Origin of the sequence: Bradyrhizobium sp. SRS-191 (assembly GCF_024586915.1) — a bacterium.
GTDB lineage: Bacteria > Pseudomonadota > Alphaproteobacteria > Rhizobiales > Xanthobacteraceae > Bradyrhizobium.
In genome coordinates this window covers 102,435-116,537 of sequence record NZ_JANBVS010000006.1, presented here as the reverse complement: position 1 = coordinate 116,537, position 14,103 = coordinate 102,435, and the positions used below count along the sequence as shown (strand labels likewise).

Sequence of the window (14,103 nt, the reverse complement as noted above, 5' to 3'; positions counted from 1 at the left end):
TGACACGGCGAGACACTCTCGCCGGTCGGACGTCTTTCAAGCCGAGCACCCGCTCATCCGGCAAGGCGTGCAGCACCGATCGCGCTTATCGCGCGCCGCGCTGCAATTGCAATGAAGAGCTCGTGGGCTCGGCGTCGTCGCCTAGTCGTTGGCTTCAGGCGGCAGGAAGTTGACCTCGTGCTCGGCGGAGATCCTCACGACTTCTGCGGGGTCTGCGAGATTGTCCAGCATGTTGAACAGCGCCTCGAGCTTCTGCATAGGCGACACCCAGAACAGCGCGCGCGCCGGTTTGTCCGACTTGTTGAAGTAGCCGTGCGGAATGCCGCGCGGCATCCTCACGAGATCGCCGGCATGCGCCTTCACCCAGACGCCGTCGAGCTTGAGATCGAGCACGCCCTCCTGCACCAGGATGAACTCATCCTGGGTGGGATGGACGTGAACCGGGACGAACTGTCCGGGATCGCTGTTGGTCTCGAACGCGAAGGTGGAGTCGGTGACGGCCTTGGGGAAATAGAGCTGACCCAGGATGTTCCAGGTCTTGCCGGCATAGCCGGTGCCGGCGGGCGTGATGCCTTTTTCCAGTGTGGTCATGGCGGATCTCCTTGCTGCACACGAGGTAAGGATCGAGCAGATCGCGACGCGGTGTCTATCCAGAAAACGAATCCCTCGACGCCAGATGCTAATTATTATAGGTTTCAAACGATTTCGACGGACGATGTGAGCCATGACTGCGGACGCAGCCGCTGATCGTAGTTGGAAAGGAGCCGCCTCGCCGCGGCTCGCGGCCTATTGCCGTGTTGCAACGCACGATGTCGATGAGGCCGCTGAACAAATAGGCCGCATCTTCTGTCCCCATGGGCTGCAGCCCAAGGCAGAAACTGCGCGCGATTTCCTCGCGCTGCATAATTGTGCGGCATTTGGCGGCTTCTCCATCAACTACGTCGAATATGGCGGCGTGGTCACGATCGATCCCGGCTGCCTCGATCGCTTCTTCCTGGTTCAGCTGCCATTCGCAGGAGCAGCAAGCATCCACACCGCCGCGCGCGAGGTTGCGACGGGGCCGAATCGCGCCGCCTCGTTGTTGTCGCCCACGATGCCGACGCGCATGGTCTGGGACAACTGCGCCCAGCTGATCCTGCTGCTCGACCGCCGCATGGTCGAGCAGCGCGCGGCGGCGCTCTCGGGCCGCGCGGTGCAGCCCATCGAGTTCGATCCCGCGATCGCTTTGTCCGGAGAGCGCGGTTCGCGGCTGCGGGCGCACATGCTCGCGCTCGCCGAGCTTGCAGAAAATCTCGGGGGCGAGGGAAGGCTGTCGGCCGTCGCCGCTGCCGACTGGCGCGAACTCCTGTTGGACATCCTGTTCCAGCAGCCGAGCGGCGGGCTCTCGGAGGCGATCAGGCTCCATTCCGGAAGGAGCGACGCGCTGCCCCGGGCCGTTCGCCGCGCCCGCGATCTGCTCGCCGCGCAGGCCACGGAGCCGCTGGATCTCGCCGAGCTCGCAGCAGCTTCCGGTGTCGGCGTCCGTGCGCTGCAAGGTGGCTTCCGCCGTCATTTCGGCATGTCGATCTCGGACATGCTGCTCGATATCCGGCTCGCCCGGCTGAATGCGCAACTGATGACGGCACCGCCGGAGGCGCGCATCATCGACCTCGCCTTCGAGCTCGGCTTTACTCATCTCGGGCGGATGGCGGGCGCCTATCGCGACAAGTTCGGCGAGGCGCCGTCAGCGACGCTGCAACGCGTGCAGCGCAGCCGCTTCACGAATTGACGTGGACGAAGTCGCGTAGCAGCGGATAGATCTCGTTGTTCCACTTCTTGCCGCTGAACACGCCGTAATGGCCGACGCCGGCCTGCATATGATGAACCCGGCGATAGGCGCGCACATTGGTGCAGATGTCCTGCGCGGACAGCGTCTGGCCGATCGAGCAGATGTCGTCGCGCTCGCCCTCGACAGTCATCAGGCCGATGCGCCTGACGGCCTTGGGATCGACCGGATTGCCGCGATGCATCAACTTGCCCTGCGGCAGGAGATGATCCTGGAAGACGTCGCGCACGGTCTCGATGTAGAACTCGGCCGGCAGGTCCATGACGGCGAAGTACTCGTCATAGAACGTCTTGATGGTCTCGGCCTTCTCGACCTCGCCTTTGGCGAGGTGATCGGCGAGGTCCAGGTGCTGCTTGACGTGACGCTCGAGATTCATCGAGACGAAGGCCGTGAGCTGCACGAAGCCTGGATACACTTTCCGGAACGCGCCCCTGCATTGAAACGGCACGTAGTGGATCAGATTGTCCTCGAACCAGTCGATCGGCTTGCTCTTGGCGAACTCGTTGACCCTGGTCGGCTGTATCCGAGTGTCGATCGGCCCGGCCATCAGGGTCAGCGTGGCCGGCCGCGACGGATGGTTGCCCTCGCACATCACGGCGGTGGCGGCCAAGGCCGAGACCGATGGCTGGCAGATCGCGACCATGTGGGGCCGCGGTCCGAGCTGACCCAGAAACGTGATGAGATGATCGGTGTAATCTTCCAGCCCGAAGCGGCCCTGGTCGCGGGGGATGTCGCGCGGATTGTGCCAGTCGGTGATGTAGACGTCGTGGTCCTGCAGCAGCGTCTTGACCGTGCCGCGCAACAGCGTGGCGAAGTGCCCGGACATCGGGGCGACCAGCAGCACCTTGGGCTGATCCGCAGCGCCATCCTTCCTGAAGTGCAAGAGTGAGCCGAACGGGGTCTTGAACGTGACCTCCTCGGTGACGCCGAGCTCGCGGTTGCCGACCATCACGCTATCGATGCCGTAGGCCGGCCGTGCATAGGTCAGGGCCGAGCGCGAGATCAGCTCGAGCGCCGCGGACACGCGCCGCATGGCGCGGCTGGAGAGGCCTGACGGGACCAGGTTGAGGTAGCGCATGGCCGCCGCTGCGCCCTGGCGCCAGGGTTCGCTCAGGTCCATGTGGTTCTGATAGGCTTGGTACAGCAGCGCCATCGGGTCCGATCCGTTACAGATAGTGACCTATGCAATATCGGAGCCAGAGCGGCTGAGTCTTGCCTGAAAAACTGGCATGTCGCTTGCTGAATGAAATCGCTGGAGTATCGGGCTCCGCGCGTGATGCCGCGGACGCGGAGCGGCCGCGCGGGCTGAACGACAGGCGACAAAGGGGGAGGGCGAGATGTCCAAAGCGACGTTGACGATCAGCAGCAAGAATTACTCGTCATGGTCGCTGCGCGGCTGGCTGCTCGCCAGGTTCGCCGGGCTCGATTTCGACGAGGTGGTCGTTGACCCCGATGATGCCTCCGCGCGCGCCGAGATCCTGCTGCTGTCGTCGTCGATCCTGGTGCCCTGCCTGCGGCACGACGGCGCGACGATCTGGGATACGCTGGCGATCGCGGAATACCTCAACGAAACCTTCCCGCAGGCCGGCCTGCTGCCGGCCGATCGGATCGCGCGCGCGCATTGCCGCTCGATATCAGGCGAAATCCATTCCGGTTTCACCACCTTGCGCGCCTCGCTGCCGGTCAATCTCAAAGGCCGTTTCCCGGGCTTCAAGGTCTGGACCCGCGCGCAGGCCGACATCGACCGTATCTGGGCGATCTGGCGCGACTGCCTGGACAAGTCCGGCGGGCCGTTCCTGTTCGGCGCACAGCGCGGCATGGCGGATGCGATGTATGCGCCCGTGGTGACGCGCTTCGTCACCTATGAGGTCAAGCTCGAGCCGCGGCTCAAGGCCTATGCCGACCTGATCATGGCGATGCCCGAGATGCAGGAATGGATTGCCGCGGCAAAGGCAGAGCCGGAGGAGATCGAGGAGCTCGAGGTCGAGTACTAACTGCGTCGCGAGTCCCGGTCCGAGGCCCCAGTCCTCCCTTCATGCTGTCGAATGAGCGTGAGAGCCGCTCATCGCCCGGGCAAGTGCTGCCCAATTTCGAGCCGGATGGACGTCCCTGTCGCGGAGGATCTGGCGCGCGGCCGCTGACGCATATGTCGCAAAAGCCGCTTTGTTAACAATCAGTTCTGACCGACATTCCGCGCCGGTCGTCGATTCGCGCGCAGCGCGTCAGGCGTGGCGTGGTTTTCGCATGGCACAACGGACTTTCGGGCTTGGTGGCCAGCGTGGCCAATCGATCGGTCGCGACGGTCGCGGAAGCCGCGATCAACCGGTGGAGGCCGTCATGAACCAGCATGCTGTGGTGACCAAGTTCTCGCACGTGAAGCCTGAGGACACCAACTACGAGGGCGGTGGCCTGCGTGACTTCTTCCTCTACCGCGATCTCGGCATCGCCGACGCCACCGGCGGCCAGGTGATCTGCCATCTCGTCAAAGCCAACCCTGATTGTCCGCCCGTCGATGGTACCGGCTGGCATCGTCACGACTGCGACTTCCAGATCGTGATCATGATGAAGGGCTGGGCGCGCTTCATGTATGAGGACAAGCCGACACTGGTGAAGGCCGGCGACGTCGTGCATCAGCGGCCGGGGATCGTGCACTACCTCTACGACTATTCCCCTGACATGGAATATATGGAGATCGTCAGCCCGGCCGACTTCAAGACGGTCGAGATGCCGCCGGCCACCGACAAGGTGCCGCCGGTCACGCCCTGGACCTGACGAGCCCGCGTCACACCAGACTCGCCGCCGTCGGTTAACGCTGGCCTCCGGTCGCGCCCTGCGATCGGATTCCCCGTATCATCATGTCGTGGGACATGCGGTCGCGCGCCGACATCTAGGCGTGAACAGCTGCGTACGTGGCATCGCGTCCGATTCGGACGCGATTCGTTCAGGGCGCGTTCCAGAGATTAAGGCGGCAGCCGCGCACCGTCACATTATGACACACTGCCGGATTCGATCGCGGCAAGCGATCCCGTGTGCGAGCCGTCTCCGGAGCCTCTTTGCCGATTCATCCCGTGCCGTTACACCGCGCGCATGGGAGATCGATCATGACATTGACCACACTGGCCTGGCTGGCCCTGGCCGCCTATGGCGCGCACATTCTCGAGGAATATACATTTGATTGGCGCAACTGGGCGCGCGCGGTGATGAAGCTGCCGGTCGAGTGGAGCGATTTCTATGTGACCAACGCGCTGGTCGTCGTGCTCGGCGCGGTCCAGGCGGAGCTGGCCGCGACGTGGCCGCTTGCACCGCTCGCCTATGCCGCGCTGATGATCATCAACGCGGTGTTCTTTCACGTGCTGCCGTTTTTGCGGAGCGGCGGCCGATTCTCGCCCGGGCTCGCCACAGCCGTGATTCTGTTTTTTCCGGTGGCGATCGCGATGTGGTGGCGGGCTTGGAGTGACGGGGCGCTCGACGGCGGGACGGCTGTTGCGGCTGTTCTCGTCGGCGCCTTGCTGATGGCCTATCCCGTCGTGATGCTCAATTTGCGTTCGAAACCATATTTTCGGCAAGACCGGCCCTGAGCAGAACTCAGGGCCCGGTGGGATCAATAAGACGAAGCGCGATCGGCAACGAAGCTGGGCTGCGGGCGGCGTCCACTGCGCTCCTCATAACGCGAGCGCGGGAAGCGCCAGCCGATCACGGTAGCTTCGAGCGCGCCGCCGGATTCCTTGTTGTGCCATTTGCCATCGACGTAGAAGCAGGGGAACGGCAGCTGATAGGTGCCGCTGTGATCTTCGCACAGCACCTCGACCGTCTGTCCGGGCGGCGGCTCACCGCTGCCGTCGAATTGCGCCAGCCGTTTTTCGCGCGTAGCCATTCTGTCCATCTCCCTAAAAACGGGCCCCAGCCCGGAACATCAATGCGCGAATGAGGTCTCAGTATGGTATCAATCAGAAAACACCTTCAGTTCCCTGCAAAATCATGTGTTTGGCAAGCCGATGAGAAAATTGTGATGCGAATTGTCGCAGTCGCGAGCGTGGTCGCAATAGGACTGTCATCTGTCGCGCATGCTCAGGATATTCCTGGTCTCGAGATCTGCACGGCGGAAAAGGCCATGGATCGCCGGACATCATGTCTGCAGAGCAACATCGATTTTCTGCAGAAGACGATCAGCAAGCAGTCGCTTGATCAGCAGCAGAAGCTCGACGCAGCGAATCGTCAGATTCAGGCTTTGAGGGCTGCGCTGATTGCTCAGCAGGGCGTCATCGACGAGCTCAAGGCGTCGCAGGCGAAGTTCGCCGACGAACTGAAGAAGAGGGCCGATGCGCCGGCCGCGAAGGACGCCGCGCCGGCCAAGCCGAGTGGTAAATAGGTCGGCTCGCAGCGCAAGAACGATCAAGCGGCTGAAGCTGCCGCCCCGCATGATGGGCGGCTCCGTCAGGAGGACAGGCGTGTCCACCAACCCGGCTCAGAAGGCGCTCTGGTATATCGAGAGTCATCTGTCGGCGCCGTTGTCGCTCGATGACATCGCCCGTGTGGCCGGCGTGTCGCGCTTCCACATCGTGCGTGCCTTCGCAGCCGCAACCGGCGTGTCGGTGATGCGTTATGTCCGGCTGCGCCGTCTCAGCGAGGCGGCGCGTGCGCTGGCCAGCGGTGCGCCCGACATTCTCAGCCTCGCGCTGGAGGCGGACTACGGCTCCCACGAAGCCTTCACCCGCGCGTTCCGCGATCAGTTCGGCGTCACGCCGGAGATGGTCCGCGCGCATGCGTGCCTCGATGGCCTCGCATTGCAGGAGCCTGTCCTGATGGACCAGACCCCGCTCGATGATTGTCCCGTCCCGCGTTTCGTCACCGCACACCCGCTGCTCGTCGCCGGCCTCGGCGAGCGCATGAGCGTCGACAACGGCGCCGGGATCCCGATGTTGTGGCGCCGCTTCAACGCGATCACGCACGAGGTTCCGGCGCGCCGCGGGACCGTGGCTTACGGCGTCTGCTGCAACGGCGATGATGCCGGGAATTTCGACTATATCGCCGGCGTCGAGGTGGCCGATTTTTCCGACCTGCCGCGGACCTTCAGCCGCGTGCGGGTTCCTGCGGCGACGTTCGCCGTGTTCACCCATGCCGGCCACATCTCGTCGATTCGCCGCACCGTGCATACGATCTGGAATCGCTGGCTGCCGCAGTCGGGCTATCAGATTGCCGATGCGCCGAACTTCGAGCGCTACGACCAGCGTTTCGATCCGCTGACCGGCGATGGCGGCCTGGAAATCTGGCTGCCGGTGATCCGCTGAAGCCGCGCCGGCTTGCGTCGACACGCTGCAAGCGCCGGCCGTAGCAGGGCTGCTCTGCGTCGTGCGGACCGCCGCTTGCTTGGCAAGCCGCGGTGGCTTTGCGATAACTCCCTGATAACAACAAGGCGCCGCATCGCGGCGTGACAAGCGGGAGGTCCGTCCGATGTCCAACATGCGCGTGCTCGCCAGCGATCTCGAATTCCCGGAAGGGCCCGTGGTGATGCCCGACGGCTCGGTGGTGCTGGTCGAGATTCGCGGCCGGCGCCTGACGCGGGTTCATCCCGATGGCCGCAAGGAGATCGTGGCGCAGATCCCGGGCGGGCCGAATGGCGCAGCCCTCGGGCCCGACGGTAAAATGTACATCTGCAACAATGGCGGCTTCTCCTGGATTCCGACCGGCAACATGATCATGCCGGGCCCGCAGCCGGAGGATTATCAGGGCGGCTCGATCCAGCGCGTCGATCTGCAGAGCGGCGCGGTCGAGACCGTGGTCAGCCGCTACGGCGAGCACGAGCTGCGCGGGCCGAACGATCTCGTGTTCGACCGCCATGGTGGTCTCTGGTTCTCCGATCTCGGCAAGCGCCGCGCCCGCGACATGGATGTCGGCGCGTTCTATTATCTGAAGCCCGGCATGGGCGAGATCGTCGAGGCCGTGCATGGCATCCTGCCGGCCAACGGCATCGGCCTGTCGCCGGACGAAAAGACCGTCTACATCGCGGAGACGCCGACCGCGCGGCTGTGGGCCTACGACGTGCCGGAGCCGGGCACGGTGAAGCCGCGCGACGTGATCTATCGCGGCGAGCGCGGCCGGCCGATCTGCGGCCTCGGCGGCTACCAGATGTTCGATTCGCTCGCCGTCGAAGCCAACGGCAATGTCTGCGTCGCGACGCTCGTCTCCGGCTGCATCAGCGTGATCGCGCCGGATGGCACCCTGGTCGAGCAGGTCCCGACCGGCGACCGCGTCACCACCAACATCGCCTTCGGCGGCCCCGAGCTGAAGACCGCCTATATCACGCTGTCCGGCAGGGGCGAGCTGGTGGCGATGGACTGGCCGCGGCCGGGGCTGCCGCTGAATTTTCTGAACAAGTAAGTGCGGTTGGGCATCGTCATCAGGGCATGCCAGTGATAACCAGCTCGCTGAAATGCCCTCGAATTTGCTCCTCATGGTGAGGAGCGCCGCAGGCGCGTCTCGAACCATGAGGCCCCGTCATGGCCTCATGGTTCGAGACGCAGCGCTTGCGCGCTGCTCCCTTGGATGAGGGGAAGGAGTGTCTGATGCCCTTTCTTGAACCGGTGACCCTGCGCGGCACGCACGCCAGCCTCGTGCCGCTGTCGCCCGACCACCACGACGCCCTGGTCGAAGCCGTCAGCGACGGTGAATTGTGGACTCTCTGGTACACCGCAGTTCCGAAACCCGAGACCATGGCCAAGGAGATCGAGCGCCGGCTCGGCCTGTTCGCCGCGGGAAGCATGCTGCCGTTCACGGTGCTCGATGCCGACGGCAAGGTCGCCGGCATGACCACCTACATGAACGTCGATGCCGCCAACCGCCGCGTCGAGATCGGCTCGACCTGGTACGCGAAGCGGGTGCAGCGCAGCGCGCTCAACACGCAGTGCAAGCGGCTGCTGTTGGCGCAGGCCTTCGAGGCGATGGACTGCATCGCGGTCGAGTTCCGCACGCATTTCTTCAACCACCAGAGCCGCCGCGCCATCGAGCGGCTCGGCGCCAAGCAGGACGGCATCCTGCGCAGCCACCAGATCGCGCCGAGCGGCACGCTGCGGGATACCGTCGTGTACAGCATCACCGCCGCGGAATGGCCGACGGTGCGGGCGCATCTCGACTATCAACTGCATGACAAGGCGCGCTGATCGCGCTATGGCCGCCTTGCCGCGTGACGCGGCGGGCATGACGAGACCGGGACGACAGACGAGATGGATACGTTCGACTATGTGATCGTGGGCGCCGGCTCGGCCGGCTGCGTGATCGCCAACCGCCTCAGCGAGGATCCGTCGGTGACGGTCTGCGTGCTGGAGGCGGGCCCGCGCGACTGGCATCCCTACATCCATCTGCCGGCCGGCTTCATCAAGACCTTCTACATGAAGAGCATCAATTGGGGCTACCAGCAGGAGCCGGGGCCCTATACCAACGGCCGCAGCATCTATGCGCCGCGCGGCAAGACGCTCGGCGGCTCCTCCTCGATCAACGGCCACGTCTACAATCGCGGCCAGAGCCAGGACTTCGACACCTGGGCGCAGATGGGCAATCGCGGCTGGAGCTATTCCGACGTGCTGCCGCACTTCCGGCGCATGGAGAGGCGCATCGGTGCCGGCGACGAGCAGTATCGCGGCCGCGACGGCAGCCTTGATGTCACCACCATGGAGTGGAAGGACACGCTGTGCGAGGCCTTCATGGACGGCGCCGTGTCGCTCGGCATTCCGCGCAATCCGGACTACAACGGCGCCATCCAGGAAGGCGTCTCCTACGTCCAGCGCACCATCCAGAACGGCCGCCGCGTCTCGTCGGCGACCGCGTTCCTGAAGCCCGCCAGCAAGCGGCCGAACGTCGAGATCCGCACCAACGCGCATGCGACGGGCATCATGCTGGAAGGCAAGCGCGCCGTCGGTGTGCGCTACAGCCGCGGTGGGCGCGGCGGCGTGCCGGTCGAGGTGCGCGCGCGCAAGGAGGTGATCCTGTCCGGCGGCGCCTACAACTCGCCGCAGCTGTTGCAGCTCTCCGGCATCGGCGCACCCGAGCTGCTGCAGGAGCACGGCATCGAGGTGCGTCACGCGCTGCGCAGCGTCGGCGAGGGCCTGCAGGATCACTACGCGCCGCGCACGGTGGCGCGCGTCAAGAACATCAAGACCATCAACGAGCTCGCGCGCGGTCTCAATCTGTGGGGCGAGGCGCTGAAATGGGCGGTGACGCGCAAGGGCATCCTGTCGCTGTCGCCGACCATGGTCTACTGCTTCTGGCATTCCGGCGAGACCGCCGAAAGCTCCGATCTGCAGCTCACCTTCACGCCTGCGAGCTACAAAGAGGGCGTGCAGGGCCAGCTCGAGGACGAGCCCGGCATGACGGTCGCCTCCTGGCAGCAGCGCCCGGAGAGCCGCGGTTACGTCCGCATCCGCTCCGCCGATCCGTTCGCCCAGCCGATCATCCAGACCAACTACCTCACCGCCGAGCTCGATCGCCGCGTCATCGTCGCCGGCATGAAGCTGGCCCGCCGACTCTTGGCCTCGGCGCCGCTCGCTCCGTACTACGCCTACGAGGATTTCCCAGGCCCGAAGGTGAACAGCGACGACGAATTCCTCGCCGCCGCCATCCAGCGCGCCACCACGACGTTCCATCCCGGCTGCTCCTGCCGCATGGGCCCGTCCGACTCCACCTGGGCCACCGTCGACGACCAGCTCCGCGTCCACGGCCTGCAAGGCCTGCGCGTCGCCGACGCCTCGATCATGCCGCGCATGATCTCCGCGAATCTGAATGCCGCGACGTTGATGATCGGCGACAAGGCCGCAGATTTGATTTTGGGTAAGGGCGACGCGGGAGAGAGGTTGTCGGCCTAAGAGGGCGCTGCGTCGGTTGGGCATAGAAGCGTCGACGACGATGAAGAGATTCATCACTGCCTGGCTGGCCTCCAGTGCCGCAGTCTCAGCGGCCTTCATCATCTTCATGATGGTCTGGTCCTGGCTGGACGATGGGCACATCGGAGGCTCGCTGCCTCGCCTCACGCTGGTCGCTGTCGTAACGGCTGTCGTCGTCCAGTTCTTCTACGGTGGAGTCCTCTATCTGATTTTGACCCGGACCGGCCTTTGGTCCTTCTCGGCGGTGTTTCTCGCCTATCTTCTGCCGCTGGTCCTGATCGGCGAGTACGGGATAGACACCGAGCGCGAGGCCTATGGAATGACCGCTTGGGCGTTGTTCGCGCTCATTGTGTCGTGGACGTTCTGGCGCCTGGGCTCCGCACCGCCAGCTCGACCTGATCTGTCGGCTCGATAACGCTGAGTGCGAGCCGCAACGGCGGTGCGCTCCCCTCCCCTTTGCGAGGAGGGGCGGGGGGGCTCCGAGCGCTGAACAGCGCAGGATTCACCGGGGCGTCAACTGAGCTAACTACACGTCCTGCCTCCGGCCGCGTTCTCAGTCCATATGACCCGTCATTGCGAGGAGCGGAGCGACGAAGCAATCCAGGGCCAAGCAAACAGCCCTGGATTGCTTCGCTTCGCTTGCAATGACGAGGTGAGGTCGTCCCACTCGCGCGACTGCCCCACCTGCAGTCGAGATCCGCTCTCATCACATGCAGCGGGACTCGCGGACCCCCCCCGACCCCTCCCCGCAAGGGGGAGGGGAGTGCACCTCCCGCGCGTAACTAATTCACCGGCACCGGCAGCGAGAGGTTTCCGATGGTGCGCAGACCGAGCGTCAGCATCATCGTCTGGTTGGTCTGTGGCGCCACGCCGGCGACGGCGTAGGTCGTCGAGGTGACGTAGCTCGCGGCCAAGGTGAAGCAGTCGTCGACATAGCCGGCCCCGACGACATATTGGTTCATCTTGTTGGCGACGAGGTCCCAGCGCGCGGCGCCGGACACCACCCAGTTCTGTGCGACCTTGACCGAGCCGCTGCCGAGCAGGCCCTCGCGCCGGTCGAGAGCGCCGAGCGTCGGCTGCGCAGCATAATTGCCGTAGGTCATCGCGACCGACCAGCGGTCGAAATTCGCCTTGGCCTCGGCCTCGAAGCGCTGGACGTTGATGTTCTGCTGGTCGAGCCGGCTGCGCATGCTGAACGTGTAGGTCCGGTTCGGCGAATAGTCGACGCGCGTCACGTAATCCGACGCGGTCTTGTCGAGACCGGAGCCGAGGCTCGTGTTGTTCGGGTCCTGCACCGTGTAGGAATTCAGCCCGAACAGATGATAGGACTGCCCGAACAGCAGATTGACGGTGCCGCCGCGGTCGAACTGCGTGGTCGCCTGCGCGCCGACATTGGCGCGGCCGCCGCCCTCGGCGCGATCATAGCCGGAGAACTTGTCGACGCTGAACAGATTGCTGGTGTCGAACACCAGGCTCTGCGCATCCTCGTTCGGCAGCCGGCCGGCGGAGGTCTCGTTCGGCCGCACCAGAACCTGCGCGATCGGCTCGATCGTGGTGGTGCCCCACGACTGCACGTTGATGAACGGGTAGCGATATTCCAGTCCGATCGTCGGCGTCACCCGCAGCGCCTGGGTGTCGCCGGTCGGCAGGAAGTTGCCGACGCCGGGTTGCGCCGTGACATTGGCGTTGATCGCGTCGGCGCGCAGGATCGCGAACGGCGTCCAGATCTGGCCGTAGGGATCGGTGAACGAGCGCCGCCACTGTGCCTGCGCAGAGAGGCGCGTATAGGTGCCGGGCGTCGCACGCAGCAGGCACTGTGTCGGCAGGCGCGCTGCGGGATCTGCCGACGCCGTCGTACACAGGCCACTATTGCTGGCATTGGTGGTAATGGGATCGAACACCGCCTGTTCGCGGCTCAGATTGACGAAGTTCGTCTTATAGCTGAACTCGCCGCCGAGCACGGGAGAGTTCAGCACGTTGGAATAATCGAGCACGGGATAGACGATCGGCACGGTCTGCTGGTTGCCGGAGAGGCTCAGATAGTGCATCGCCCGGATGTCGAAGAAGCTGCGGCTGCCGACGCCGGTCAAATACAGCTGCGAGATCGCTTCCGTCGGCAAGGTCATGAAGGCATTGAACGGATCGCGATACTGCGCCAGCCGATAGTCCGACAGGAACATGTAGTCCGACAGCAGGATCCCGTCCCAGCCGAACACCCATTTGTCCGACAGCGCGAACTGGCCCTTGGTGTCGATGCCGCCGCGCAGCGTGCGGTCGCCCGGCTGGCCGGCGAAGGCGTTGCGGTCGAGCTGATCGATGCCGTAGAGGCGCACCTGATAGGCGCCGGTGTCGAGGCGCTGGCGGAATTCGGTCTGCAGCAGCACGCCCTGCTTGGAGGTGATGCGTGGCGTGAACGTCGCGTCGTAGCTGCCCTCGATCGCCCAGTAATACGGCATGTCGACGCCGATGCCATAGCTGGTCGCCTGGGAGAAGCCCGGCATGAGGAAGCCGCTCTTGCGCTTCACCGTCGGGTCGGGCGTCGAGAAATACGGCATGTAGGCGATGGGCATGCCGAAGAATTCGAGCTGCGCATTCTCGAAATACAGCATCTTCTCGGTCTGGTCGTGGATGATGCGCGCACCCTTGACCTGCCATAGCGGCGGCTTCTTCGGATTGTCCCGGCACGGCGCGCAGGCGGTGTAGACGCCGTTCTCGAACACCGTGGTGTTGCCCTTGGTGCGGTCGGCGCGCGTCGCCGCCATCCGCGTCTGGTCCTCGGTCTCGACGCGCAGCGAATCGACGAAGCCGTCGCGATAGTCGTCCGCCAGATCGAGGCTGTTGGCATAGGTGATCTTGCCGTCGGCGTCGGTCATGCGGATGTTGCCTTCCGCATGCAGCCGCTTGGTCTTCTGGTCGTAGATCACCCGGTCGGCCTCGACCGAGGAGCCGTTGTAGAACAGCTGCACATTGCCGACCGCCGAGACGCGCGAATTGTTGGTGTCGTACTCGACGGTGGTCGCCTGAACCAGCATCTGGTTGTCGTTGGCGACGCGCGGCGCCGGCGCCTTCGGCGGACGCACGTTGTAGGTGAAGCCCTGAGCCGCGGCGGTCGCCGGCACCAGGGCGCCGGCAGCCAGCGCGAGACACAGGACGAGCGCGGAATGCCGCATCGCGGAGGTCCATCCGCGCGGCTCTCTCGCGGCCGCAGCCCGCGCAGGGGAGAGGCCGGTCACCCGGACGGGCTTGGCGATGGGACGCTTCGACATGGACGCACGCAGAACATCGCTGGAGACGCGGGGAGACCACAGCTTGCGCTGACGCGATGGCTTTTGTGGCGCGCCGGCCATCTGCGTCTCCTTGATTGACGTGATAGAGTTATCGTTTTACAATAATAATGTAAAGCAG

The 14,103-nt window shown here is 64.7% G+C and carries 14 protein-coding genes; 10 read left to right on the top strand and 4 right to left on the bottom strand.

Annotation, left to right across the window (positions count from 1 at the left end; all coding sequences use genetic code 11):
- Positions 1–141: 141 nt before the first annotated feature.
- Entirely contained in the window at positions 142–591 is a 450-nt protein-coding gene (locus NLR35_RS13180) for a cupin domain-containing protein (protein ID WP_257166964.1), read from the bottom strand.
- 133 nt (positions 592–724) lie between these two features.
- Between NLR35_RS13180 and NLR35_RS13175 the strand changes: the two genes are divergently transcribed.
- Entirely contained in the window at positions 725–1,768 is a 1,044-nt protein-coding gene (locus NLR35_RS13175; protein ID WP_257166963.1) for an AraC family transcriptional regulator, read from the top strand.
- Here the strand turns inward: NLR35_RS13175 and NLR35_RS13170 are convergent.
- Complete coding sequence (locus NLR35_RS13170) at positions 1,758–2,978, bottom strand: polyhydroxyalkanoate depolymerase (RefSeq protein ID WP_257166962.1); 1,221 nt, start codon at positions 2,976–2,978, stop codon at positions 1,758–1,760. The two genes, NLR35_RS13175 and NLR35_RS13170, sit on opposite strands and share 11 nt — an antisense overlap.
- A gap of 184 nt (positions 2,979–3,162) precedes the next feature.
- Between NLR35_RS13170 and NLR35_RS13165 the strand changes: the two genes are divergently transcribed.
- From NLR35_RS13165 to NLR35_RS13155, 3 genes are all read left to right on the top strand, one after another.
- Positions 3,163–3,819, top strand: a complete 657-nt coding sequence (locus tag NLR35_RS13165) for a glutathione S-transferase family protein (protein ID WP_257166961.1) — start codon at positions 3,163–3,165, stop codon at positions 3,817–3,819.
- 343 nt (positions 3,820–4,162) lie between these two features.
- Positions 4,163–4,597, top strand: coding sequence for a cupin domain-containing protein (locus NLR35_RS13160; RefSeq protein ID WP_257166960.1), 435 nt, complete (start codon positions 4,163–4,165; stop codon positions 4,595–4,597).
- A gap of 257 nt (positions 4,598–4,854) precedes the next feature.
- Complete coding sequence (locus NLR35_RS13155; protein WP_257166959.1) at positions 4,855–5,403, top strand: HXXEE domain-containing protein; 549 nt, start codon at positions 4,855–4,857, stop codon at positions 5,401–5,403.
- Positions 5,404–5,426: 23 nt separating this feature from the next.
- Here NLR35_RS13155 and NLR35_RS13150 read toward each other — a convergent pair whose 3' ends face one another.
- On the bottom strand, positions 5,427–5,699 hold the full coding sequence (locus NLR35_RS13150) for a hypothetical protein (RefSeq protein WP_257166958.1): 273 nt from the start codon (positions 5,697–5,699) through the stop codon (positions 5,427–5,429).
- A 135-nt stretch (positions 5,700–5,834) separates the two neighbouring features.
- Here NLR35_RS13150 and NLR35_RS13145 point away from each other — a divergent pair, with 135 nt between their 5' ends.
- The 6 genes from NLR35_RS13145 (at position 5,835) to NLR35_RS13120 (ending at position 11,113) form a co-directional block, all read left to right on the top strand.
- Positions 5,835–6,194 carry a hypothetical protein gene (locus NLR35_RS13145; protein WP_257166957.1) on the top strand — a complete coding sequence of 120 codons (360 nt, stop codon included), beginning with the start codon at positions 5,835–5,837 and terminating at the stop codon, positions 6,192–6,194.
- Between the two features lie 79 nt (positions 6,195–6,273).
- Positions 6,274–7,113 carry an AraC family transcriptional regulator gene (locus NLR35_RS13140; RefSeq protein ID WP_257166956.1) on the top strand — a complete coding sequence of 280 codons (840 nt, stop codon included), beginning with the start codon at positions 6,274–6,276 and terminating at the stop codon, positions 7,111–7,113.
- A gap of 163 nt (positions 7,114–7,276) precedes the next feature.
- Positions 7,277–8,203, top strand: coding sequence for an SMP-30/gluconolactonase/LRE family protein (locus tag NLR35_RS13135; RefSeq protein ID WP_257166955.1), 927 nt, complete (start codon positions 7,277–7,279; stop codon positions 8,201–8,203).
- A 185-nt stretch (positions 8,204–8,388) separates the two neighbouring features.
- Positions 8,389–8,982, top strand: coding sequence for a GNAT family N-acetyltransferase (locus NLR35_RS13130; protein ID WP_257166954.1), 594 nt, complete (start codon positions 8,389–8,391; stop codon positions 8,980–8,982).
- A gap of 63 nt (positions 8,983–9,045) precedes the next feature.
- The gene (locus NLR35_RS13125) at positions 9,046–10,680 is read left to right on the top strand and encodes a GMC family oxidoreductase (RefSeq protein ID WP_257166953.1); all 1,635 of its coding nucleotides are present in this window, start codon (positions 9,046–9,048) and stop codon (positions 10,678–10,680) included.
- Between the two features lie 40 nt (positions 10,681–10,720).
- On the top strand, positions 10,721–11,113 hold the full coding sequence (locus NLR35_RS13120; RefSeq protein ID WP_257166952.1) for a hypothetical protein: 393 nt from the start codon (positions 10,721–10,723) through the stop codon (positions 11,111–11,113).
- A 367-nt stretch (positions 11,114–11,480) separates the two neighbouring features.
- Here NLR35_RS13120 and NLR35_RS13115 read toward each other — a convergent pair whose 3' ends face one another.
- Positions 11,481–13,964, bottom strand: a complete 2,484-nt coding sequence (locus tag NLR35_RS13115; RefSeq protein ID WP_257166951.1) for an LPS-assembly protein LptD — start codon at positions 13,962–13,964, stop codon at positions 11,481–11,483.
- Positions 13,965–14,103: the final 139 nt, after the last annotated feature.